This window comes from Calothrix rhizosoleniae SC01 (assembly GCF_900185595.1).
GTDB lineage: Bacteria > Cyanobacteriota > Cyanobacteriia > Cyanobacteriales > Nostocaceae > Calothrix_A > Calothrix_A rhizosoleniae.
The window spans coordinates 1-22,788 of sequence record NZ_FYBH01000208.1 but is presented as its reverse complement, the minus strand read 5'-3'; the positions used below and the strand labels follow the sequence as shown (position 1 = coordinate 22,788).

At 40.8% G+C, this 22,788-nt stretch carries 21 protein-coding genes; 7 read left to right on the top strand and 14 right to left on the bottom strand.

Features of this window, described 5'->3' with window-relative positions:
• Positions 1-359: 359 nt before the first annotated feature.
• Both CALSC_RS12965 and CALSC_RS12955 read right to left on the bottom strand, forming a co-directional pair.
• A complete protein-coding gene (locus CALSC_RS12965) occupies positions 360-1,226 on the bottom strand; it encodes an NAD(P)-dependent oxidoreductase (protein ID WP_088241758.1) in 867 nt (288 codons plus the stop codon).
• Between the two features lie 586 nt (positions 1,227-1,812).
• Positions 1,813-3,006, bottom strand: coding sequence for a class I SAM-dependent methyltransferase (locus CALSC_RS12955; protein ID WP_088241756.1), 1,194 nt, complete (start codon positions 3,004-3,006; stop codon positions 1,813-1,815).
• A gap of 490 nt (positions 3,007-3,496) precedes the next feature.
• Between CALSC_RS12955 and CALSC_RS12950 the strand changes: the two genes are divergently transcribed.
• Positions 3,497-4,210 carry a rubrerythrin family protein gene (locus tag CALSC_RS12950; RefSeq protein ID WP_088241755.1) on the top strand — a complete coding sequence of 238 codons (714 nt, stop codon included), beginning with the start codon at positions 3,497-3,499 and terminating at the stop codon, positions 4,208-4,210.
• Between the two features lie 78 nt (positions 4,211-4,288).
• On the opposite strand, the gene CALSC_RS12945 is transcribed toward CALSC_RS12950, so the two are convergent.
• Both CALSC_RS12945 and CALSC_RS12940 read right to left on the bottom strand, forming a co-directional pair.
• The gene (locus CALSC_RS12945) at positions 4,289-5,938 is read right to left on the bottom strand and encodes an alpha/beta hydrolase (RefSeq protein ID WP_088241754.1); all 1,650 of its coding nucleotides are present in this window, start codon (positions 5,936-5,938) and stop codon (positions 4,289-4,291) included.
• A gap of 329 nt (positions 5,939-6,267) precedes the next feature.
• Positions 6,268-7,161, bottom strand: a complete 894-nt coding sequence (locus tag CALSC_RS12940; RefSeq protein WP_088241753.1) for a LysR family transcriptional regulator — start codon at positions 7,159-7,161, stop codon at positions 6,268-6,270.
• Between the two features lie 221 nt (positions 7,162-7,382).
• On the opposite strand from CALSC_RS12940, the gene CALSC_RS12935 reads away from it, so the two are divergent.
• Positions 7,383-8,084 (top strand): pirin family protein, encoded by a 702-nt coding sequence (locus CALSC_RS12935; protein WP_088241752.1) that lies wholly within the window; start codon positions 7,383-7,385, stop codon positions 8,082-8,084.
• Between the two features lie 33 nt (positions 8,085-8,117).
• Here CALSC_RS12935 and CALSC_RS27460 read toward each other — a convergent pair whose 3' ends face one another.
• Positions 8,118-8,291, bottom strand: a complete 174-nt coding sequence (locus CALSC_RS27460) for a hypothetical protein (RefSeq protein ID WP_159460612.1) — start codon at positions 8,289-8,291, stop codon at positions 8,118-8,120.
• 95 nt (positions 8,292-8,386) lie between these two features.
• Here CALSC_RS27460 and CALSC_RS12930 point away from each other — a divergent pair, with 95 nt between their 5' ends.
• A complete protein-coding gene (locus CALSC_RS12930; protein ID WP_088241751.1) occupies positions 8,387-8,860 on the top strand; it encodes a biotin carboxylase in 474 nt (157 codons plus the stop codon).
• Between the two features lie 101 nt (positions 8,861-8,961).
• Here the strand turns inward: CALSC_RS12930 and CALSC_RS12925 are convergent, their stop codons facing one another.
• The 3 genes from CALSC_RS12925 to upp form a co-directional block, all read right to left on the bottom strand.
• Positions 8,962-9,246, bottom strand: a complete 285-nt coding sequence (locus CALSC_RS12925) for a YggT family protein (RefSeq protein ID WP_088241750.1) — start codon at positions 9,244-9,246, stop codon at positions 8,962-8,964.
• Between the two features lie 604 nt (positions 9,247-9,850).
• Positions 9,851-10,195: a hypothetical protein gene (locus tag CALSC_RS12920; protein ID WP_088241749.1), complete on the bottom strand. Its 345-nt coding sequence runs from the start codon at positions 10,193-10,195 to the stop codon at positions 9,851-9,853.
• A 77-nt stretch (positions 10,196-10,272) separates the two neighbouring features.
• Complete coding sequence (gene upp / locus CALSC_RS12915) at positions 10,273-10,923, bottom strand: uracil phosphoribosyltransferase (RefSeq protein WP_088241748.1); 651 nt, start codon at positions 10,921-10,923, stop codon at positions 10,273-10,275.
• Positions 10,924-11,544: 621 nt separating this feature from the next.
• Here upp and crtH point away from each other — a divergent pair.
• Together crtH and CALSC_RS12905 are read left to right on the top strand one after the other, a co-directional pair.
• On the top strand, positions 11,545-13,092 hold the full coding sequence (gene crtH, locus CALSC_RS12910; RefSeq protein ID WP_088241747.1) for a carotenoid isomerase: 1,548 nt from the start codon (positions 11,545-11,547) through the stop codon (positions 13,090-13,092).
• A gap of 150 nt (positions 13,093-13,242) precedes the next feature.
• On the top strand, positions 13,243-13,716 hold the full coding sequence (locus CALSC_RS12905) for an MEKHLA domain-containing protein (RefSeq protein ID WP_088241746.1): 474 nt from the start codon (positions 13,243-13,245) through the stop codon (positions 13,714-13,716).
• A gap of 6 nt (positions 13,717-13,722) precedes the next feature.
• Here CALSC_RS12905 and CALSC_RS12900 read toward each other — a convergent pair whose 3' ends face one another.
• The gene (locus CALSC_RS12900) at positions 13,723-15,093 is read right to left on the bottom strand and encodes an alkaline phosphatase family protein (RefSeq protein WP_088241745.1); all 1,371 of its coding nucleotides are present in this window, start codon (positions 15,091-15,093) and stop codon (positions 13,723-13,725) included.
• Between the two features lie 258 nt (positions 15,094-15,351).
• Between CALSC_RS12900 and CALSC_RS12895 the strand changes: the two genes are divergently transcribed.
• Positions 15,352-16,011 carry a HEAT repeat domain-containing protein gene (locus CALSC_RS12895; RefSeq protein WP_088241744.1) on the top strand — a complete coding sequence of 220 codons (660 nt, stop codon included), beginning with the start codon at positions 15,352-15,354 and terminating at the stop codon, positions 16,009-16,011.
• Positions 16,012-16,054: 43 nt separating this feature from the next.
• On the opposite strand, the gene CALSC_RS27455 is transcribed toward CALSC_RS12895, so the two are convergent.
• The 4 genes from CALSC_RS27455 to CALSC_RS12880 form a co-directional block, all read right to left on the bottom strand.
• On the bottom strand, positions 16,055-17,074 hold the full coding sequence (locus tag CALSC_RS27455) for a mechanosensitive ion channel family protein (protein ID WP_235006780.1): 1,020 nt from the start codon (positions 17,072-17,074) through the stop codon (positions 16,055-16,057).
• Positions 17,043-18,176 carry a hypothetical protein gene (locus tag CALSC_RS27450; RefSeq protein WP_235006779.1) on the bottom strand — a complete coding sequence of 378 codons (1,134 nt, stop codon included), beginning with the start codon at positions 18,174-18,176 and terminating at the stop codon, positions 17,043-17,045. Before CALSC_RS27450 ends, CALSC_RS27455 begins: the two co-directional genes overlap by 32 nt.
• Positions 18,177-18,567: 391 nt before the next feature.
• Positions 18,568-19,683 (bottom strand): ABC transporter ATP-binding protein, encoded by a 1,116-nt coding sequence (locus CALSC_RS12885; RefSeq protein ID WP_088241743.1) that lies wholly within the window; start codon positions 19,681-19,683, stop codon positions 18,568-18,570.
• A gap of 114 nt (positions 19,684-19,797) precedes the next feature.
• Positions 19,798-20,520 carry a GUN4 domain-containing protein gene (locus CALSC_RS12880; protein ID WP_088241742.1) on the bottom strand — a complete coding sequence of 241 codons (723 nt, stop codon included), beginning with the start codon at positions 20,518-20,520 and terminating at the stop codon, positions 19,798-19,800.
• Between the two features lie 450 nt (positions 20,521-20,970).
• On the opposite strand from CALSC_RS12880, the gene CALSC_RS12875 reads away from it, so the two are divergent.
• Positions 20,971-22,392: an NADP-dependent isocitrate dehydrogenase gene (locus tag CALSC_RS12875; RefSeq protein ID WP_088241741.1), complete on the top strand. Its 1,422-nt coding sequence runs from the start codon at positions 20,971-20,973 to the stop codon at positions 22,390-22,392.
• Positions 22,393-22,536: 144 nt separating this feature from the next.
• Here the strand turns inward: CALSC_RS12875 and CALSC_RS12870 are convergent.
• On the bottom strand, positions 22,537-22,788 hold a 252-nt coding region (locus CALSC_RS12870), incomplete at its 5' end, for a WecB/TagA/CpsF family glycosyltransferase (protein ID WP_200817627.1).

Here is a 22,788-nt window from a genome sequence, read left to right as displayed (position 1 = left end):
CTTTTGGTTCTTCTGAAGAGTTGAATGCTGAAGTTATATCATTTTTACGGAATACCAATTTTATAGAAGGGGTAATACGTAATAAGTAATAAGTAATACCATTTTGAAAAAAGAATCGGACAGATGGGTAGGGGACATCCACAATCTTTTGGTATATAAAATTATCTTACTGGTGCCGTGCCCCTACGAAAAATGTATGTGTTGCAAACAGTATTTTAATTGGTATAAGTATAATTTTTCCTGCCCCCTGCTCCCTGCTCCCTGCCCCCTGCTCCCTACTCCCTACTCCCTGCTCCCTACTCCCTACTCCCTACTCCCTACTCCCTGCCCCCTGCTTACAAATCAGGAGGCAGCCATAATTAGCGATCGCCTGCCTGAATAGCTGCAAATATAGAGGAGTAATCTGCATATTCAAGTGACATTTTCATTGCCATTTCTAAAATTTGCTTCACTCCTTCAATGCTGCGTACATTTAAATCCGCCGATTTTGCTTCTTCAATAAAGAAATCAGTATCCTTCAGCATGTACTTAATAGGGAAATTAGGATTGGTATAATTACCATCTACCATCCTAGACAGCTTATTATCAAAGATAGGGGCATAAAGAGCACTATCTCGCAGAATTTGCATAAATAACTCTATATCTATACCTTGACGCTGGACAAAACCAAAGCTGAGGGCAAAAGCTGTAGTCATAGAAGCAATCAATTGATTCATGGCTAACTTCAACGCCGTAGCAGTTCCTACCTTGCCCACTAACACTGGTTCTGGACCAAAATTCTTTAATAAATCTAAATGACGCTGGTATTGCTCCCTATAGGCACCCACCATTAAAATTAGTTCTCCGGCTTTTGCCTCCGGGATACTACCCAACACAGGTGCTTCGATATATTCTCCCCCCGCAGCCACCACCGCATCCTGAATTTCTTTGCTTTCTGTGGGAGTAATAGTACTCATTTGAATAATACTGCGTCCTGTGACCGACCCAGAAGAACGGTCGGAAAGTAAAACACTGTAAATAGCTGCGGCATTAGTCAGCATGAGAATGACACAATCAGCCGCACGGATTGCTTGATAGGGTTTGGCGGCAATTTCAGCGCCAGCAGCTTTTAATGGTTCCAACTTTTCTGGAGTCCGATTGTAGGCAATTACCGGAATATTTGCCGCTAATAACCTCTGAGCCATCGGTTGTCCCATTAATCCAGTCCCCAGAAATGCCACCTTCATTGTTTGCGTTCCCAATGGTTGAGCGTTTGCTGTTAATTTGAGTTGACTAGCTGCTAAGTGCTAACAATACATTAGCTACTAGCAGCAATATTGATAGATTTATCCCCCTGCTGCGAAAGTCACCATAATCATGACTGAAAGTAAAATTCCAGGGGTGAGTAACACAACTAGCATCAATAATTCATGGCTGGTCATAATTATTAACCTTTGATTTTTTATGTTTGAACTGTAATTACTTTTATAACAATTTCAATGTTTGAGGGGAATTATACAAGTAATACCAAGAGAGAAAAATGATTGGGAAAGATGGAAAGAAAGAAAAGCTTATATGTTAACTCTTTCATAATCCAAAATCCAACCCGCCCTGTATCCCCTCAAGGGGGAAATCCAAAATCCAAAATTGCTTTGGCCGAAAAAGAAAAGGATACAAGCCTCCAAATTTATTTGTGGAACAAGGGGTTTCTCCCCTGCTCCCTGCTCCCTGCTCCCTGCTCCCCTGCCTCTGACTAACTGTCAGTGTATTATATAATCTCCCCGATCTGAATTATGTTAGCTTCGGACTACCAGCAATATTTTCACTTGAAATTTATGCTGATTCTGGGATGATAAATCCTTTCAGTGGCTGAGAAACATCTGTTTCTTGCAGTCCTTTTGTTTGGAGTAAAACCCCAAATCCTCCTAATCCCAAGGGATCTAAAAGTTGGTGGAGGCTGTCTCGACGATGTAATACTTGGGATATGGGTTGCTCTGTATAGGAAAGAGAAGCAATGCGTTGTCCTAATCCCAACGCCATCAAGAATAAACCTTGCTGGGTAAAACCAACTGATTTTAAACCGCAGCGATCGCCCCATTTTTCCAAGGCTGTAAAATCAACATGGGCAGTAATATCTTGTTGTCCAATATTAATATAGGGATTATTATGGCGCTGATGATGCCAATAGCATTGTAGTGTCCCTTGCGATCGTCTGGGATTATAGTAACGATTGTCAGAGTACCCATAATCTATGGTTAACACATAGCCACGTTGTAAGCGGTCTGCTACTATACTTAACCATTGTAAAGCGGCTAAATTCACCTCACTCTGGTATTCATCTGGGTAATGATAAATATCAATTCCCAAGGACTCAAAATATGAATGTAGTTGGGGTGTGGATGGCTCTCCCGTAACTTCTGCAAATAAGTACTGGGAGAATTTGCTTCTCTCCTTGTCTCCTGCAAGCTCCCTAGTTGTCACATAAATTTCTTGCAGTTCTCCCCCATGTATTGTAAATTGATGCACTGGCATGGCATCAACCAATTCATTGGAGAAAAAGCAACCAATAATCGAGTTGCTGGATATTATTTCTAAAGTTTGCCAATTAACAGGAAATTCTAATAATTTTTCCTGTTGTATTTGCCTTAAGGTTAGCGATCGCTCAACAATAATATAATCTAAACATTGAAAAAAATCTGGGTATTGCTGCTGTATATATTTGAGGATATCCAAGGCTAGATATCCTTGTCCTGCACCCATTTCTACTAGATGAAATGGCTCTGGCTTACCTAGCAATTCCCACATTTGGACAAACTGTTCAGCTAATAATTCGCCGAAATCAGCTCCCAGGTGGACAGAAGTAAAGAAATCTCCTTCTTTCCCCAATTTTGCGGCTTGAGTAGAGTAATAACCGTACTGGGGATGGTACAGCACCAGATCCATATATTCAGCAAAAGTGATTTTCTGTTGGGGACTGGTGGTAATATGGCGAGCGATCGCTTCACACAAAGTTGGATGAGAATCCATACTTGACCGAAAATAATGGGATACAAGCCCCGTCCTAGAAGGACGGCTTCTTGCGACAATCGCTCATGGGGGAGACCCCAAGACTGCGTTGTCGCGCTTTTCTTGATCTTTAATATACTCTGTTAAAGCCTCTAGGGGCGCACCACCAACAGAAATAGCAAAATAGCTGAATCCATAAAGATTCAAAAAGAGGCAGGGGAGCAGGGAGATGGGGAGCAGGGGGATGTTCAGATGGAGATTGTACCCCACCTGAACGAAAACAACTTACGGAAGTCGGGGATTGTGACCCTTCGCTCCACGGCAGGATGGAAGAGGCATTCCCCCTGCCCCCTGCTTCTTGTTCAACAACTGGTAGACAAATTAGAAAACAAATGCTAAAAAGATAGTATCTCGTACTCATAACGACTACGCATAAAAGTTATTATGAGTAGAGATTAATCAAAAAGACTGCAATACCAGTCTGCCGCTTAATTATTGAGAGAGAACACTTATGGATCTGTCAAATTCCAATACTGCTAAAAACCTAGAAGCAGCTTTTGGTGGAGAGTCAATGGCAAATCGCAAATATTTATTTTTTGCGGAAGTGACCCGTAGGTTGGGGATGTCCGAGCTTTCCAAGTTATTTAAGGAAACAGCCAATCAGGAGACAGAACATGCATTTGCCCATTTTCGGCTCATGCATCCGGAGTTGGTTGTAGATGATGTTTCATCATTAACAGAGGAGCAAAAAAAAGCGATCGCTTCCCGTTGTTTAGAATTAGCGGTTGAGGGGGAAACCTATGAATACACCACCATGTATCCGGAATTTACCACTCAAGCTCAAGAAGACAGAGATAGTAAAGCTGTTGCTGAATTTAAAGAGCAACAAAAAGAATCCCAAGAACATGCCCAGACTTTCCGTAAAGCGGCACATAATTTTGGTTTATTAACTCACATTGAAAATCACCATGCCCGTCAATATACTGAGGCTCTCCAAGCTTTAGACGGCGTAAATCCTCCAGCTAAATCAGCCGGTGACAACCCAGACACTCAGAAATGGATTTGTCGTCAATGTTCGATGATATACGATCCAGTAACAGGGGATCCTGATTCTGGGATTGCACCAGGAACACCATTTGCATCCATTCCCGAGGATTGGTATTGTCCCATTTGTGGCGCCAGCAAGAAAACATTTGTTCCCTATGAGGAAGCTGTTGCTGCATAGAATCTGGAGTGAGAAGTAGAGGGACAAGGGGATAAAGGATATTACATTCCCCACACTCCTCACACTTCCCACACTCCTTCACTCCTTTGGCTGCAAAGAGCGTACCATGCTGAAATCGAAAGGGGATTTGCTAATAAACTGGGCATAGGCTGGCTGAATGTAGGGAAGATACTGCGATCGCTCTGCAATATATACTTGTAGAAAAGCCAACATCATTGTTCTGGCATTTTGTTGGAAAATTTTGACATCGTCTTCTAACCTCGCGGAAGTAGAGGGAGAGTAAAGCAGGTTATTCAAGAGGCTTGTTAATTCAGTGGTATGGGAAAAACCATCTGCTAATACTAGATATTTGTTGGGAGTTTGCAACCAATTAAATGCTCGTATTTGTTCTTCCACCACGGGTGTTGCAGGATCATAACCCGCGCTACCCATAACCACAGGAACCTGAATACGGCTTAGTCCTTTGCCAAGTACAATGCTACTGACAGGATTGAGGGTAATCACGAGCTGGATGCGGGAATCCCGTAAACCTTGGGAAAGAAGTTTTCTTTGTACTGATGCAGGTTTAAATTCTTCTGCTCGACATTGAAGTAATGAAGAAAGATTCCAAGAATCCTGTTCACAATCTCGCATCAACTGTTGAAAATCAACGGTAGCTCCCCCCAACATTAGTGCAGTATAACCGCCAAAAGAATGACCAATAACTCCTACTTTCTTTAAATTTAATCGTCCTTGAAAATCTGACTGATTCAAGCCTTCGAGATAATTGAGTAAGAAAGTAACATCTAAAGGACGATCTACAAATTCATTTAATCGAAATAATTCCCTACCTCTTCCCGCCAGTGTAGCTTCTTGTTGGGCAAAATTACTACCAATATGCTCTGGTAAAGCCACAGCAAACCCATAGGAAGCTAAAAATTTTGCTAGCTCAGTAAAACTGCTAGGACTATCACCAAAGCCGTGGGAAATCACAACCACAGGAATTTTTTCCTGGGAATTGCTATTAGCAGGGGGTAAATAAAGATCAACTGGATATTTGCGATTGCGACTGGTATCCTTGAGGTAAATTGTTTGACTGGAATACTTGACTGAACCCAGAGTCCTAATATCGGGAAGTGTATCGTAATCAATGGATGGTGCAGCAGCAATTTCAGCTTTGGAGAGTTTGTTAATTTGAGCAATGGTTTTTTTGGTGTCTGAAAACACATCTGCAATCTCTTTAAGAGTTTTAATTGTCTCTGAAGTATTGATGCGAATTCCAGAAGTAGGGAATTTTTTCAGTACCTTAATGAAGGTAAAGTCACCTTCTACTGCTGCTAGAACTAAGGCTGCACGCAAAGCAAACATGCCATTTTGTCCTGCTTCAGTTTGAATGAGTTTTCCAGCTCTCCGTAATACATTTTCCCCCATAGGTGTGTAGAAATATTGAGACAATAATAGGGGTTTAACATCATAGGATTTTTGCAGAGCTATCCGTAATTCTTCTTTTTGTTTAGAATTGAGTCTTTTAATTAATAATTTTAGTTCTGGAGTAACTTTACCTGTTTGCACAAAATTTTCTAAATCAGCAACAGCAACTGAGAAATCTAGAGGACCAAAAGCTGCATAAATTTTTTCTGCTGCACCCACAGGGATAGTAGTTAAAATGGTGGATATAGTGGCTAGAAATAAGGAATTGAACAAAAATCGGTGTAATTTTTGTTTTCTGTTAATTATCTGATTAACCATAGATACTTGTATAAGTATATTTTGGGATTTAGTTTAGGACATAAGTAGGTTGGCGTAAAAAATTATCGTTTGGATAAGGCAGGGGGCAGGGAGCAGGGAGCAGGGGGAACAAGGGTTTTAGGCTTATTTACTATTCTTCACATAGTTTGGTTTTATTGTGCCGACTTACTTATATAGCACAGATTAAAGCTGATTGTGCAAATAATTTTCCTAGGCTGCTTCTGGCAAAATTTTCAATTACATTGCATGAAGTAATGAGTTTACTGTTCATAGGTTTGGTGCTTCAACAATATCCCTATCCTAATTGCATAGTGCCATAATTCCTATTTTTAGAAATGACAAGCAAAAGATTCTTGCAGAAATTGAGTAAATAGCTGAACCTTAGTCGAAAGTTGGCGATTTATAGGATAAATAACACATAGAGCTAGTTTTGGTGGATGATAATCTGGCAAAATAATTTGTAGTTTTCCTTGCTCTAATGCTTGTTTAACCATAAAATTTGGTAACATCACAATTCCTAGACCTTTAATGGCAGCATCTCTTAAAACTTCTCCATTGTTAGAGCAAAAAGCTCCATCAATGGAGACTCGCTCTTGTTTCTCTTCACTGATTAATTGCCAATGACAACCTGTGGTTAAATACCCATAATGCAAACAATAATGTTTTTTTAATTGATTTGGTTCACTGGGGATTCCTCGTGCTTGTAAATAACTAGGTGCTGCACAAATTATGCGAGGGATTATAGCTAGGTGATGAACTACTAAACTAGGAGAATTTGGGGGTGCACCAATGCGAATAACTAGGTCATAACCTTCACTAATTGGATCTACAAAACGATCTTCTAATGTTAATTGAATTTTAATATCTGTATAGCGAATCATAAACTCAGCTACCTTTGAACCCAAATATGAGATACCAAAAGACATGGGTGCATTAATTTTAAGAATTCCTTTGGGTTCTCTATGCTGCTGAGAGACTGCTAATTCAGCTTCTTCTAGTTCAGCGAGAATATCAATACAACGTTCATAAAAGGCTTTACCACTGTCTGTAAGTGTAACTTGGCGGGTAGTGCGGTAGAGTAACTGCACTCCTAACTGATTCTCTAAATTAATCACTAGCTTATTGACTGCGGAACGAGACATCTGCATTTTTCTGGCTGCTGCTGCAAAACCTTTTGCTTCTACGACTTGAGTAAAAGCACGTATACTTTCAAATTTATCCATAGTTTAATTGTCCTCTAAATAGAGACAGTAGGTTGATTAAATATAGTATTGTCTTTTTAAGAGATTCAATACATAATAATAAATATCAGGAATTATCCAGGGACATATGGCGGTGCAAGGAAGCAACCCTAAACAGTAAGTCCTAAATGTGAGAGAAAAGCCTGACTGATGTAAAAAAATATTATTAATCCCAACTAGTTACTGAATCAAGTCAAAACATTATGATTAACATTCGTCTTGCTCATGAAAGAGGAAATGCTGACTTTGGTTGGCTCGATAGCAAACATACTTTTTCTTTTGGAAATTATTACGATCCCAACCACATGGGTTTTGGGAGTCTACGAGTAATTAATGAAGATAAAGTTCAACCAAGTAAAGGTTTTGGAACTCACAGTCATCAAAATATGGAAATTATTTCCTATGTCTTAGAAGGAGAACTGGAGCACAAAGATAGTATTGGTAATGGTTCAGTAATTCGTCCAGGTGATGTACAACGTATGTCTGCTGGTACTGGTATTGCACACAGCGAGTTTAATGGCTCTAACAGCAATGGAGTTCACTTTCTGCAAATTTGGATTTTACCAGAGAAGAAAGGAATTAAGCCGAGTTACGAACAAAAACACTTTCCTCTAGCAGAAAATCTGGGACAATTAACATTAGTCGGTTCCCAGGATGGTAGGGATAACTCAGTGACAATCCATCAAGATGTGAATCTTTATGTTGCGGCTCTCAATAAAGATGACAAGGTAGAGCATTTAATCAACTATCATAGATCAGTATGGCTACAAGTTGCGCGGGGAGCAGTAGATATTAACAGTCATACTTTATTTGCTGGTGATGGTGCTGCTATTTCTCAAGAAGAAAAAATTGCGATCGCAGCTACTATGGATAATACAGAAGTATTATTATTTGATATGGCTTGACCGAGGGGAGTGATGGTTGTTAGTTGTTAGTTGTTAGTTGGTAGTTGGTGGTTGGTAGTTGATAGTTGATAGTTGATGGTTAGTTATTTCATCTTCCCACACTTCCCACACTTCCCACACTTCCCACACTTCCCACACTTCTTTCCCTCTTCCCCATCTTCCCACACTCCCCTGCCCCCTGCTCCCTGCCCCCTGCTCCCTGCTCACCTACCTATTTGTCAAAATGCTTGAGGGGCTTTATTCAAGGTAAGCTGGATTTAATAATGTTTACTCATTGTCATAATTAAGTCACGGTATATTTTATGCGCTTGCCTTCACTCATGGTTATTTTTATTGCCAGCATAATAAGTGTTTTTACGTGGTTTATTTCCCCCACCCCTTATGCCATAGCATTGACACAGGTGAAACTCTTTGATCTTTCTTACCATGAGTGCCCCCCAGAAATTGCCAAAGGGGCGGTAACTAGTGGTAGAAATACAATGGCGGCTAACTGCTTTCTGATCACGGGGAAAGCCAGCAATAGTACTAACCAAACAGTCTACGATGCAGATATTTTCGGACGCATTTACGACGCAAATAACGATCCAGCCATGCAAAACCGCAATCGTCTGGGTTCAATTGCAGAAGTACCGCCAGGAATACATGATTTTGAATTGAGAGTGTCTATACCTGCTAATCAACCAACTCCGTTGAAATTGAAAAAATTTAAAGCAGCAGGATTTAGTTCTTCTGTAAGACCTAAAAATTTATACTTGAATTTAGAAGCAGAACACTGAGGACTAAGTCAAATAAATAAGAATTTGTAGAGATACTTGGTGATGTTGACAAATCAAGTATCTCTACAAATATTTTCGATGGTGATAACGGCTCTTATAAATTAAAAGCCAAAGCCTGATACAAAAGCCAACCGAGCTAATTGGGAGAGAACTCCTTGCAATATTTGCAAGGCAATAATCGCTAATATTGGAGAAAAATCCATACCTCCCAATGGGGGAATAATAGAACGGAAAATATTTAAATAGGGATCGGTAATTTGGCTAAGTACAGAAAATGGCGGATTATACCAGTTGATATTGGGGAACCAAGTCAAAAGTATACGAATAAATAGCAAAGAGCTATAAATGCTGATAAAAGTAGCCAGGGTAGTAATCAATAAATTCATAAACGTTGATGTTTCCTACTAAATGTCAACAGTGGTCTTTATTCTTAATTTTAATGGAGGTATAGTCAATAGTGCATACACTATTTTCATTCATGGGCTATTTTTAGATGCTCTGCCTTGGCAGATATCATATCAATTACCACTGTTACTTAACTCCAAATTAAAAGTATGGTATTGCATAAATACAGGATGAATTGAGATTTTTAACCCAGAGTCAGTAAGAAGCAGGGGAGCAGGGAGCAAGGAGCAGGGGAGAAACCCATATATGAATGTAGGGGCTTGAAATAGCTATGCAGCGCGGTCTTGGGGGTCTCCCCCATGAGCGACTGTATCAAGAAAGGAATTATTGAGCCTTGTGCTTATGCATCGCGGCACAATTATTTCTAATTTTTCCACAAATAAATTTGGGGGCTTGTATCCTTTTCTTTTTCGGTCAAAATAGCAGTTTTACCCCTTCACATCTAATGGGCGATATCAAAAATCATCCCCTGAATCAGCAACACCAAAAGTATTCCCTCAAGCATCGCTAAGAATCTGAGGTAAAGAATTTATTTGGCATATCTTCACAGTTACTTCATCTAAAATACTGGGAACAGGGATATTTCTACGGATTATTTGTACCTTCACCATTTGTTGGGAGTGAGTTACTATTGACATTCCCTAATTGTTGCCTAACCTCATCAATTGTGGCATTTAACTGAGAAATTTTATCTTCTAGCGATCGCCTAGTCATTTCCATATCCATTTCATTGGTAGTAGCTCTCATTTGTCGTCGTCTACCGGAATCTTTCCTCGGTTCTAAAGAGCTACCATCTAATTTTCCTTCTTCTTCTGGGGATAGTTCTCCATCCTGGCGATTAGCAATTATATTACCAAGAATACCTCCTACTATACCACCAAGAATCGCTCCGACTAAAAAGCCACTTGCAAAACCTTCTCGCTGAGTCATAATCTTCACTATTTTTAATAAACTTTGCTAACATCAGGACTGTGAATCTATATACCCTGTCTTAGCTGTATCCTAACTTAAGTCCCAAAAATGCGATCGCCTGCATCTCCTAATCCAGGTACAATAAAACCTTGATCATTTAAAGTTTCATCAATGGTCGCTGTATAAACAATTAAACCAGGATAAGCCACATTCAATTGTTGTAACGCTGGCGGACATGCTACCACACAAACAATCCTGATTAAAGATGGCTCAACACCACGCTGTACTAACTCTGACATTGCTGCCATAATTGAGCCTCCCGTTGCTAACATTGGATCTGTAATCAAAACCCGTGTCTGGGGGTCAAATTTTTCGGGCATTGAGTTTAAATAGCAACTGGGTTGTAATGTTTGTTCGTTTCGCTGTAAACCCAGATGGTAAATAGAGGCTAGAGGTAGTAATGTTTGCGCTCCCTCCAAGAGTCCCAGTCCTGCTCTGAGAATGGGAACAACTGCTACTGGCACCTCTGCATCAATAACAGTACCAGGACAAGTGTCTAAAGGAGTTTGTATTGTGGCATCTTTAGTTGGCAACCATTCTCTAGCTGCTTCATAGGTTAACCAACGACCTAATTCAGTAATTGCACTACGAAATAATACGGAGGGTGTAGCAGCATCACGAGCTACTGCTAACCAGTGTTTAATTAAGGGATGGGGTGGAACATAAACCCGCAATTGTTGGGTCATAGCCGATCAGGGGCGTTTATTAACATATATATAACAACTAAAACATCATCATACTCTCTCCCGCGTGCGACTGGCATCTAATATCAGGTTTGAGCGCACTGAATTTTGCTGTGTAGGCTTGAGATAAGCTCGACTTATAGCTACAGAGCTATGGGCAAGTATAGCGCTACGCGCAAGTAAGTAGGTCGGCGTAAAAAATTATCGTTTGGATAAGGCAGGGGGCAGGGGGCAGGCTTCGGCCGTGAGCTCAGCCGAAGCCTGCCCCTTTCCCCCCTGCTTCTTGTTCAACAATGTCCTAGCGGTTCTATTTCGCTCAGGGCTAACCTAATTGCCTAGTGCTATACCATCTTGATCATGCAATTTTGGATTTTGGATTTGTATCACCCAGAGATATTTCAAGAATTTTAGCATTTATTTTTTAAAATTGTTGACATATATTCTCAATCAGGTTTATAGTTTTTGCAGTGTTCTCCTCTCTTTAAGGATCGGCAGACGGGATCGGCCAGCAGTTGCAGGCTTTTCCCTCTTTTTTTTTCAAAATGGGAAATATTTTCAACTTGACTGACGGCAACTGATAACTGTTAACTGGTAACTGGTAACTGGTAACTGAAGTATGGCTCCATGCAGCAAAAACCTCATTCCTCAGCGAGAACAGTTGGTCATAAGTTGGATGCGATAGTTATAGGTTCTGGTATTGGTGGGTTAGTGACGGCAACTCAACTGGCAGCAAAAGGAGCTAAAGTGCTGGTGCTGGAAAGTTATCTGATTCCCGGTGGTAGTGCTGGCTATTTTGAGCGTCAAGGCTATCGTTTTGACGTGGGAGCGTCAATGATATTTGGGTTTGGGCACAAGGGTACTACCAACTTACTCACCCGTGCTTTACAGGCTGTGAATATGAGTTTAACCACCATACCTGATCCAGTACAAATTCACTACCATCTCCCCAACGGTTTGGATATTAAAGTCGATCGCAACTACGAACAGTTTTTGCAAAATATCACTCAGTATTTCCCCCATGAAGAGCAAGGAATACGTAGTTTTTATCATGAGTGCTGGCAAGTATTTAACTGTCTCAATCGGATAGAATTATTATCCTTAGAAGAACCTCGGTATTTACTCAGAGTATTTTCCCAACATCCCTTAGCTTGCTTGGGTTTAGCTAAATATCTACCCTGTAATGTCGGGGATATTGCCCGACGATATATTAAAGACCCCTTATTATTGAAATTTATTGATATTGAGTGCTATTGCTGGTCAGTAGTTCCAGCAGATATGACACCAATGATTAATGCAGGTATGGTGTTTTCTGATCGGCATTATGGTGGGGTAAATTATCCCCAAGGAGGAGTGGGACAAATTGCCCAAAAACTAGCACAAGGGTTGGAAGAAGTAGGAGGAGATATTAGATACCAAGCCAGGGTAAAAAGGATTTTAACCAGAAGGGGCAAGGCAGTAGGAGTTGAACTGGCGAATGGTAGTGTTTATTACGCCAAACGAATTGTTTCTAATGCCACTCGCTGGGATACATTCAACAAGTTATTGCCAGAAAAAGCTAAACCAATAAATGAAAAAAAGTGGCAGCAACGTTATCAAAAATCACCTAGTTTTCTCAGTTTGCATATGGGAATCAGGGCAGAGGTATTGCCTCAAGGTACGGATTGTCACCACATTCTGTTAGATAACTGGAAACAGATGGCGGATGTAGAAGGGACTATTTTTGTGTCTATTCCCACCTTGTTAGATCCAGATTTGGCTCCACCAGGACATCATATTATTCATGCATTTACTCCCCATTGGATAAGTGAATGGCAAGGACTATCTGCCAAAGAATATGCATTGAAGAAAGAAGAGGCTGGGGAGCGAATTATTCAGCGACTAGGGAAGATTTTTCCCGATTTAAATTCTGGGTTAGATTATTTGGAAGTGGGGACACCGCGCACCCACCGCCGCTTTTTAGGTCGAGAAGATGGCACATATGGACCAATCCCTCGGCGAAAACTCTGGGGCTTATTGGGAATGCCCTTCAATCGAACAGCTATTCCGGGATTATATTGTGTGGGAGATAGTACATTTCCTGGACAGGGATTAAATGCGGTGGCGTTTTCTGGGTTTGCTTGTGCCCATAGAATTGCAGTAGATTTGGGATTGTATGGCGCTACGCGCAAGTAATAAGTAATAAGTAATAAGTTTACTGTTCATAGGTTTGCTGCTTCAACAATATCCGCGCCCTAATGGCGTAGTGCTGTAATTCAGGAGAAAAAGAGGATGTTGATTTTTGATTAATGAGATAATCACTGTGCAGCCATATTTATTCCGCGAATGAAACCAGATGTGCAATTTCCTTGGCAACATGAAACAATTATTCTCCACACCCAACGCTTGCTGCATAGTTATCAACATTGGATTGGACAATCTTTATTTGATTTAAGCATTCCCCCTGAAGAATTGGCACAAGCTCTATTTGAAGCACCTTTTGTGGTAATTTCTCATGGTACGGAAGCAGATCCAATTTTTAACTATGCCAACTACCGAGCTTTACAATTGTGGGAACTTTCTTGGGAGGAATTTACCCAAATGCCTTCTCGGAAAACAGCACAAGAAGTAGTGCAAGCAGAAAGGAATCGCCTATTATTAGATACTCAAACTAAAGGTTTTAGTAATTTTTCTGGTATCCGTATTACTAGTACTGGTAAGCGGTTCTATATAGAAAACGGAATTATTTGGAATATCTTAGATGAAAAAGATCAATACTGCGGTCAAGCGGCTGTTTATTCTAAGTATAGATTTGTTTAGCTAAATTCAAAAACGATACGCCAGGAAGGGAATTAACATTTCCGGGCGGCTGAGTCCTCCATGAATTCCCGCAAGACTGGAATGTTTTTCTTCTGAAGTTACTTGGTGGCGACAAACCCAATCGTAACGCGGTAAGAGAATTAAATCCCCCAAGCGATCGCCACATTCTCTACCCAAAGCTTCATTTGGCAATCCCAATAAACCAGATGCGATCGCTTGTTGTTTGGTAATCACTGTAAACTGTTCCTGAAGATGGGTTTCAATGTAATTGATTGCCGCAGTTTCCATACCATGCTGTAAATGCAAAAAACGCGATCGTGATTCCCCTGTAATTGCTGGTGTAAATAACATCTGGGTGAGGGTAGGATGATCATTCAACCACAGGGTTTTCTCGGCAAAGGTTGGACGTTGACCGTGGTCGGCAGTAAATAATAACACCACATCTTTACGGCCTGTCAGTGGTTCTAACAATTCCCGTTGAATTGCAAAATCCAAAGCCCCTATTTCTGCTCGATAAGATGGGCTGAGTGGGCCATAACGATGGGCAGAACTATCTAAGTTGGGTATATACATGAAGGTAAAACTTTTACCTTGATTCTCTATTTTTTCTAAGCGTTGGCGCAGTTGAGAAAAACCATCTGCTGGAGTTAAATACCCACGGAAACCGGTGGTTCCAGCTTGAGAACTTGCTGTGGTAAAACGACTAATACTAGTTTGCTTAAAATACTGCAAGTTGATAATACCCACATCTATCCCCGCCTTTTCCATCAGTAGATACTGATTAGGTACTGGGATTAAATTGTCTGGATCAAGCTGACTATCTAAATAAGGTGTATGGGTAGGGGCGATGGTAGGGCAAAAACCAATAAAATTGACAATACTGCCAAGTTCCCGCAAATATAGATTTGTGCCGATCATGCCATGTTGGGCTGGTGCATAGGCAGTAGCAGCAGATGTTAAAGCAGTGACAGTAGTACTAGGATATACAGATGTAGCAGGCATAAAAAATGCTTGGGAAGAGTGACAGGCAGATGTTAAACTTGGCACATCTTTGCTATTCATTAAACTTTTTAATTGGTCATAGCCCAAACCATCAGCAATCAACAGTACTACATGATTGATTGCTCCTTGGCTTAACCAGTTATTCCAAGCTTCAGTTACAACCTTAGTTCCTAGTAAAGGGGGATTAAACAATGGTAAGGGAGATTGTTTACTGAGTATGGGCGCTCCTGGACATAGCCAATGGCTCGCCAGGGCAGTAATATTTCCTAGTCCTAACCCATCATAACTAGGCCGAATGGCCTCAAATCCAAATGTCTCTGGCAATGCTTGCTGAGTTAATAATTTTTCTTCAGCAGTGACAAATAGTTTACTCATTAGTTATTGATTCCCTGGTATCCCAATGTGAATCAGTTGGCAGATTATTGTCAGCTTTGATTCGGGCTCTTGAAAACAGAAGTTGAATCTTCCCTACCACCTATCCCCTAACACCTACCACCTGTCAACCCAACAAGATGGCGTGAAAACTCAGAGTGCTATATAAGGTTTTACCTATTTATTATAATAAATAATAATTTTTGTAAAAAATTGTAAAATCTATTTTAGATAGTAAAAATTGCCAAATTATATATAACTATGGAATTACAAGAAATTGAAACCTATCTCAGTAGTCCAGACTCTCAAAATCGAATGAGAGGGATTGTAGAATTACGTCACCATGATCCTGAAGTGGTAGTTCCCTTGCTCAAACAAAGGATGCATGACAAAGAGTTTATGATTCGCTCCTATGTGGCGATGGGTTTTGGTTATAAGCAAACGGAAGAAGGGTTTCGGGCATTGTTAGATATAATTGCCAATGAAAAAGACCCTAATGTCCGAGCAGAAGCGGCTAATTCCCTGGCTAAGTACGGGTTGGATAGAGCTTTACCCTATCTAGAAGAATTGTTTGAGCAAGAATCCCATTGGCTGGTGAGACAGAGTATTTTTGCGGTCATGGAAGATATGAACTATTCAGAGATATTATTAAAAATGTGTCAGATTGGACTTCAGGGACAAGATCCATTAGTCAGACAAACTGCGATCGCAAATTTAGGTAGATTCCCAGCAACTCCCCAAGCGGAAACAGCTTTACAAATGCTGCTTCCCCTAGCTGTTTCAGATATCTGGCAGGTTCGTGCCAAAGTAGCCAAAACATTGAGAGAATTTCCTAGCCCAGAGGCACAAGCTGCTCTAATGGAGTTACGACAAGATCAGAACCACCGAGTTGTAGCTGCTACATTAGAAGGAGCTTTGTGATATTCTCTGGGCTAAAAGAAAAAAATCGCAAATTTAGATAGTTCTAAACCCTCGAAGAAATTTCCCCTTCTAGGGAATTCACGGTTCTATTTGCAGTCACTTGAGGAACTTGAATAGATTCTCCCTGGATAGCAATCTCCTTCTGGATAGGAATAGCTGCAACGGGGATACCTTCTTTGATAAATCGTTCCCGAATCATACGGATAACATCTTCATGAACTGTCCAATAATCTTCTTTTGTTGCCCAACCGCCAATACCAACACTAATGTAGTATTCTGCAATTTGCCAAACAAAGGTTGATGGTGGTGGATCTTGAAGAATTTTGGGATGGGATTTTATAATCTCGAGCAACAGCTTCTCAACACGCTCTAGTTCTTCACTGAACGGGATTTGCAGCCAAATGTCAACTTTGCGGTTCTTACTCTGAGTCAGGGTTTCGATCATCCCACTCCAAACCACACCGTTGGGAATATTAAACATCTGACCCTGGAATCCTTGGATTTTGGTACTCGCTAGGGTAATGGAATCTACATAACCCCAAATACCACTGAGTTTCACCTCGTCGCCAACATCGAACGGCTTTGCCACCATGATCATTAAACCACTGGCCAAGTTACCAAGGTTACTTTGTAGGGCAAACGCCACCACAAAACTCGCACCCCCAACCAGTGCTAAAACTGGCCCAAGGCTGATTTCCAAGGCTGCTAGTCCCAGCAAAAAACCAACTACAACTCCACCACGGTTGACAAGCATGACGGTAAACTGGCGCAACAGTGCAGATACATTGTTAAATTTGCCAAGAAAACGGTCAACGAAACCGGCGAGAATTCGAGAAGCGATAGTTGAGGCAACTACAATGCCCACAAACTTACCAATATTCATCGCCCAGCGTAAGCCACCTTCTCCAGATTTTAACCAGCTGAAAAACCGAACTCCGATGCCATCGGTATCTTGCAAGTCTATTTCTACAATACTAATGGCATCAATATACTGTTTGTAGGGTTTCGGATCGCCTCCTTTGAGTTGTAGTTCATCTAAGACGACTTTTGAGTTGTAGTTCATCTAAGACGACTTTGAAACGATCAACTATTGCTGTTCGTTCTGACTGTAATTCAGTAACACTGGCAACCAGTTGGTTCTTCAATTGAGCATCTGCATCAGCTTTTTGCTTCAATTGTTCTGCTGCTTTTTCCAGATTCTTTTCTTTTTGCTGGAGACTTTCCTTTTCATTCACAACCTCCCCTGAAGTAGCAACTTTGGTGTCGCTGTTACTGGAGATTGTGGTTTCTCCCACAGCATTGGCTGCTTGGTCGAGATTCTGGGAAGATTCCTGACTTGATTCAGCTCCGTCAATTGCTAAACGGGCTTTTTTCAGAGATTCTTCTGCGGCTTCTAGTTGCTGAGTCGCTTGTGTATATGCTGGCGAGTCTGGGATAGCTGATGTTTGAGCTGATTGGGCTGATTCAAAGGTTTTGATTGCTGCCTCTAGGGCATCAATCTTTTTAGTCGCCTCGTCATATGCTAGGGATCCAGCAGTTATCTTTTCTCGCTCTTGCTTAGCTGTTTCTAGGGTTTGTTTTGACTTTTCCAGTTCCCCCGTTGACTCAGCCTTGTCTAAAGCATCACTCAAACCTTTATTCTGTTGCAGCTCCTGTTTAGCAGCTTTTGCTTCTGTAATTGCTAATTGGGCTTTTTTCAGGTTATCTTTTGCTTCTTCTACCTTTTTTGTGGCTTCTTGGTATTCTGGTGACCCTGGATTTGCCTTAGATTGAGCTGATTCCGCCTCTTTTAAAGCTGAACTAGCCTGTTCTGAAGCCGTAGCTGCTTCTTTTTCTTTGGCAATGCTCTGATTTTCACGCTTAATGGCAATTTCCGCATCGCTAATTTGTTGAACTTTTTTTTTCAGTATCAGTTGCCAGGCTGAGGATTCAGTTTGTAGTTCTGCCAGGGTAAGAGGCTTGACTAATAATTTCAGCTCTTCCACTGGAATTTTTACATTTTTAGTAGTAACTGCGCCTTTCGGATCTGCAATGGGTGCGGCCTGAACCTTTTCCGCAGCAGGCTCTTCAGCTGTTTCTGCCTGCGTTCTTACGGGGGAATTACAGACAGCGAAAACACAAACTACACTGGCGAGGACAATTCCACGAACTCGATAACGTATCAATGATGATTTCTCCTTTTAATTTATGTACACAACTTGGGAGGTTCCTCTAAAATCATTACTGTGCAAGGATTTTAGAGGTTAAAACAATATGAAATTTAAACAAAAACAAGTTGTTCCAGTAGCGTTTGATAATGTTAACCTTTCAACTCGTGTTACGTAAGTATATATACAAGCAAATAATAAATCAAACTCAAGCTTGTTTATAGCTAAAATGGAAAAAATTAAGTATTTATCCGGAACTATATATGGGTCTTTAATGTAAAAAAATAATCAAAATTTATATTATTCATACAATACCTAAAAGTAATATTTACAACAGCTTTATATATTTACTCAGAGAAAAATAGGTAGTTATTCTCCCTACTCCCTTTCTTTTTGATTGGGAGACATTTTAATTGGGAAACATTCTGTCTCCAGTATTAGGATTAAACACAAATAGCTGCTCAATATCTAGTTTAAGGGATAAGCGATCGCCAGAACAAATACTTTGGTCTAGGGCTGGGTTGGTGTTAGCTGTTCCCTGCTGGAGTATGGCATTGACAATCACATTGGAGTTTAATAAGCCAACACGAATTAATGTTTCTCTTCCCAGAGGTTCTACTACCTTCACTTCTGCGGATAAGGCTGGGGAATCATCTGCATTGGTGATAGTTATATGCTCTGGACGAATGCCCAAATCTACAGTTTGTCCAATTTCCAAGGTTAATTGCTGCTCTATCTCTTGGCTCAGGGGTAAAAAATTACCAACCACATCCCAACCTTCCCCCACATACTTCCCAGGGAAAATATTCATGGGTGGGTTACCCAAAAAACTTGCCACCATGCGGTTAGCTGGTTGAGTATAAACATGGTGAGGAGTGCCAATTTGTTGAATTTTGCCACCATCGAGAACCACAATTTTATCAGCCAGAGTCATGGCTTCGGTTTGGTCGTGGGTGACATAAATAGTTGTAATGCCGATATTTTGATGTAACTCTTTCAACTCTGCCCTAGTATCATCCCTCAATTGAGCATCTAAATTGGACAAAGGTTCATCCAGTAAAAACACTTGGGGTTGACGAGCGATCGCTCTACCTAATGCTACTCGTTGTTGTTGTCCTCCAGAAAGTTGTTTGGGTTTACGATCTAAAAGCTGACCTAATCCCAGGGATTGAGCAACCGTCATCACCCGTGCTTGAATGATGCTGCGGTCAACTTGACGCATTTGTAACCCAAAAGCAATATTTTCTCTCACCGTCATATGGGGATACAAAGCATAATTTTGGAATACCATTGCTACATCCCTCTTTCTGGCTGGGACATCATTCATGAGCTTATCCCCAATGTAGAGATTACCAGAGGTTGCAGTTTCCAGACCAGCAATGGTTCGTAAAATGGTAGATTTACCGCATCCAGAAGGCCCTACCAGCACCCAAAATTCACTATCAGGAATTTCCAAAGAAATATCCTCAATAGCTGTCACATTGTTGAATATGCGTTTGATATTTTCTAATAGAACTCTTGCCATTATTGGATTTGGGATTGTGGAAAATAGATCATCCGTTGTTGGTGTTGGGGATTTTTAGATTAATCTACAGAAAAGCCATTTTGTTCCCCTTCACTCCTTCACTCCTTTACTCTTTCATTCTTTCAACCAAGCTGGATGAGACATTAAAGAAGCAAATACCCTAACTCCCCGGAGCTGATTAGATAGAGGTAAATGTCCTCTAGGTGCGCTAATGTCCCAAGTAAATTCTTGGGGATAGCGAGTCCAATTGTTACCATTTTTCCAGCCAATTTTAGACCAGAGATTTTCCCATCTTTTACCTAAACCTAACCAAATTTGTCTCTGTACAGAAAAGCCAAACTTGCCTTCAGAGTGAACTACCCATAGATTATCAATGGTTTGTAAATCAGCGATGGGGAAATTATCCACCTCCGTAAAATACAACCATTTACGTTTTACAGCATCATTGCCAGCAAGTTCACACATTTTTTGTATAGTCATGCGATCTGCTGCTTGCAGGTCTTGCACTGCAAGTAATTTTTCCAGGGGGCTGTAATCAATATTACGCTCTGACTTTAGAGGTACAACTCCATGAGGGAAATTGATTTGTAGAAATTCTTGAATATTCGGTAGATCGGCATTGTAGAGAATTTGGTAGACCTTACCATCTACCCATGTTGCTTGATTCTCTCGACGTTGCAACAAAAATTCCATCAATACATCCAATCCCCCATTACCCAGATTAGCTAACTGTGGAATTAACTTCTGTTGGACTTTTTCAGACCCAGATATTAACTGGTTACGGAGGGATTCAATGTCATCACTAGTAGCATTTGATGCACTCATTGGGTCTGTCATGCCATTATTTCGTAAAACTCGTTTAACTGAAAACAGTTAACTATTAGCCAGAAAGTAGTTTACAGGAAATCGGCCAAAATTCCCACTAATACTACTTTGGATTTTAGATTTTAGATTTTGGATTTTGGATTTTGAAAGAGTCATATGAACTTTTCTTCCTTCTTCCTTCTTCCTTCTTCAGTGGGGATAATTTTTTTCCTAGAGTTTTCATATTTTGCTGTATATTCAAAATAGTAGAGTAACTGTGCGTGTCAAAATCCTAGGGAAAGTATAGCTCCCTTACCAGGAAGTAAATTTGAGTCTGAATTAAGAGCAACCAATATTAACAGTATGGAGGGGAAAGACTCTGCGCCTCATAAACTTTGTGAAACGGGGTAAAATCTACCAACGTTCCCAACCAAAGTCAAGATTTCCTCAACTTGAGTCGCGGCGAACCATTAGGAGTGTTTGATGTACGATAAACTTTCTTCTCCAACAACCGGATCGAAAATTACCTTCAAAAATGGTGAGCCGATTGTTCCAGATAATCCAATTATCCCCTTTATTCGTGGCGATGGTACGGGCATAGATATTTGGCCAGCCACTCAAAAAGTACTAGATGCAGCTGTAGAAAAAGCTTATAAAGGCAAGCGCAAAATTACCTGGTTTAAGGTATACGCAGGTGATGAGGCTTGTGATTTATACGGAACCTACCAGTATTTACCCCAGGATACTCTGACCGCCATTAAAGAGTATGGTGTTGCGATAAAAGGGCCACTCACTACCCCTGTAGGTGGTGGTATTCGTTCCTTAAATGTTGCTTTGCGACAAATCTTTGATTTGTATGCCTGTGTCCGTCCTTGTCGCTATTATGCAGGTACCCCTTCACCCCACAAAAATCCAGAAAAGCTAGATGTAATTGTTTATCGGGAAAATACAGAAGATATTTATTTAGGGATTGAGTGGAAGCAAGGTGACAAAATTGCCAATCGCCTAATTACTATTCTCAACAATGAACTGATTCCCGCTACCCCAGAACACGGTAAAAAACAAATTCCTCTAGATGCTGGAATTGGAATCAAGCCCATCAGTAAAACTGGTTCCCAACGCCTAGTCAGACGGGCGATAAAACATGCCTTATTACTGCCCAAACACAAGCAAATGGTGACTTTGGTGCATAAGGGTAATATTATGAAATACACCGAAGGAGCCTTTCGTGACTGGGGTTACGAACTTGCAACTACCGAGTTTCGCCAAGAGTGTGTAACTGAAAGAGAGTCATGGATTCTCGGTAATAAGGAAGACAAACCTGATATTACCCTAGAGGAAAATGCACGGATGATAGATCCTGGCTTTGACGGCTTAACTGATGAGAAGAAAGCCGAAATTGTCAAGGAAGTAGAAACAGTTCTTAACTCGATTGGGGAATCCCACGGTAACGGCAAGTGGAAAGCTAAGATTATGGTGAATGATCGCATTGCCGATAGTATTTTCCAACAAATCCAAACCCGTCCTGATGAATATTCTATTCTTGCCACCATGAACTTGAATGGAGACTATTTATCTGATGCTGCTGCTGCCATTGTAGGTGGATTAGGTATGGGCCCAGGAGCAAATATTGGGGATTCTGCGGCAATTTTTGAAGCAACCCACGGTACTGCACCCAAACACGCCGGATTAGATCGAATTAATCCTGGTTCGGTGATTTTATCCGGAGTGATGATGCTGGAATATATGGGTTGGCAAGAAGCTGCTGACTTGATAAAAAAAGGTTTAGCAGATGCGATCGCTAATAGTCAAGTGACCTATGATTTAGCCAGATTGATGGAGCCACCTGTAAAGCCATTGAAGTGTTCTGAATTTGCTGAGGCGATTATTCAACGCTTTGGTTAACCCTATTTAATTTCAAAAATCTCCCGCTACACCCTTACGGTTTAGCGGTGAGAGGAAGAGGAGAGCAGGGAACTCTTAGCAGGGAGAAACCCCATATATGAATATAGAGAGTAGTGTGTTTGTGGGGAGCCAGCGCAAAAAGTTTCAAATATCACGCTTTGTTGATGAAGTTAACTTAATGGCAGATTTTGATTTCCTCTTTTTGAACAACAAATTCAGCTTTTGCAGTAGGACTAGTTTAAAAAAGGGAAAATCATCTATCAAATATCTCTTCCATAACCTTTGAGGCTCGCACCATAGTCTAAAGAGCCACTCTAATCCGACTTGACTCATCCACTTTGGCGATCGCTTAATTGTCCCAGATTCAAAATCAATAGTTGCACCTAAGTAGGTTGG

Excerpts from the sequence above, each read along its gene's own strand:
- CALSC_RS12965 (WP_088241758.1), bottom strand. The coding sequence starts at position 1,226 with ATGAAGGTGGCATTTCTGGGGACTGGATTAATGGGACAACCGATGGCT.
- CALSC_RS12955 (WP_088241756.1), bottom strand. The coding sequence starts at position 3,006 with ATGGATTCTCATCCAACTTTGTGTGAAGCGATCGCTCGCCATATTACC.
- CALSC_RS12950 (WP_088241755.1), top strand. The coding sequence starts at position 3,497 with ATGGATCTGTCAAATTCCAATACTGCTAAAAACCTAGAAGCAGCTTTT.
- CALSC_RS12945 (WP_088241754.1), bottom strand. The coding sequence starts at position 5,938 with ATGGTTAATCAGATAATTAACAGAAAACAAAAATTACACCGATTTTTG.
- CALSC_RS12940 (WP_088241753.1), bottom strand. The coding sequence starts at position 7,161 with ATGGATAAATTTGAAAGTATACGTGCTTTTACTCAAGTCGTAGAAGCA.
- CALSC_RS12935 (WP_088241752.1), top strand. The coding sequence starts at position 7,383 with ATGATTAACATTCGTCTTGCTCATGAAAGAGGAAATGCTGACTTTGGT.
- CALSC_RS12930 (WP_088241751.1), top strand. The coding sequence starts at position 8,387 with ATGCGCTTGCCTTCACTCATGGTTATTTTTATTGCCAGCATAATAAGT.
- CALSC_RS12925 (WP_088241750.1), bottom strand. The coding sequence starts at position 9,246 with ATGAATTTATTGATTACTACCCTGGCTACTTTTATCAGCATTTATAGC.
- CALSC_RS12920 (WP_088241749.1), bottom strand. The coding sequence starts at position 10,195 with ATGACTCAGCGAGAAGGTTTTGCAAGTGGCTTTTTAGTCGGAGCGATT.
- upp (WP_088241748.1), bottom strand. The coding sequence starts at position 10,923 with ATGACCCAACAATTGCGGGTTTATGTTCCACCCCATCCCTTAATTAAA.
- crtH (WP_088241747.1), top strand. The coding sequence starts at position 11,545 with ATGCAGCAAAAACCTCATTCCTCAGCGAGAACAGTTGGTCATAAGTTG.
- CALSC_RS12905 (WP_088241746.1), top strand. The coding sequence starts at position 13,243 with ATGAAACCAGATGTGCAATTTCCTTGGCAACATGAAACAATTATTCTC.
- CALSC_RS12900 (WP_088241745.1), bottom strand. The coding sequence starts at position 15,093 with ATGAGTAAACTATTTGTCACTGCTGAAGAAAAATTATTAACTCAGCAA.
- CALSC_RS12895 (WP_088241744.1), top strand. The coding sequence starts at position 15,352 with ATGGAATTACAAGAAATTGAAACCTATCTCAGTAGTCCAGACTCTCAA.
- CALSC_RS27455 (WP_235006780.1), bottom strand. The coding sequence starts at position 17,074 with ATGAACTACAACTCAAAAGTCGTCTTAGATGAACTACAACTCAAAGGA.
- CALSC_RS12885 (WP_088241743.1), bottom strand. The coding sequence starts at position 19,683 with ATGGCAAGAGTTCTATTAGAAAATATCAAACGCATATTCAACAATGTG.
- CALSC_RS12880 (WP_088241742.1), bottom strand. The coding sequence starts at position 20,520 with ATGACAGACCCAATGAGTGCATCAAATGCTACTAGTGATGACATTGAA.
- CALSC_RS12875 (WP_088241741.1), top strand. The coding sequence starts at position 20,971 with ATGTACGATAAACTTTCTTCTCCAACAACCGGATCGAAAATTACCTTC.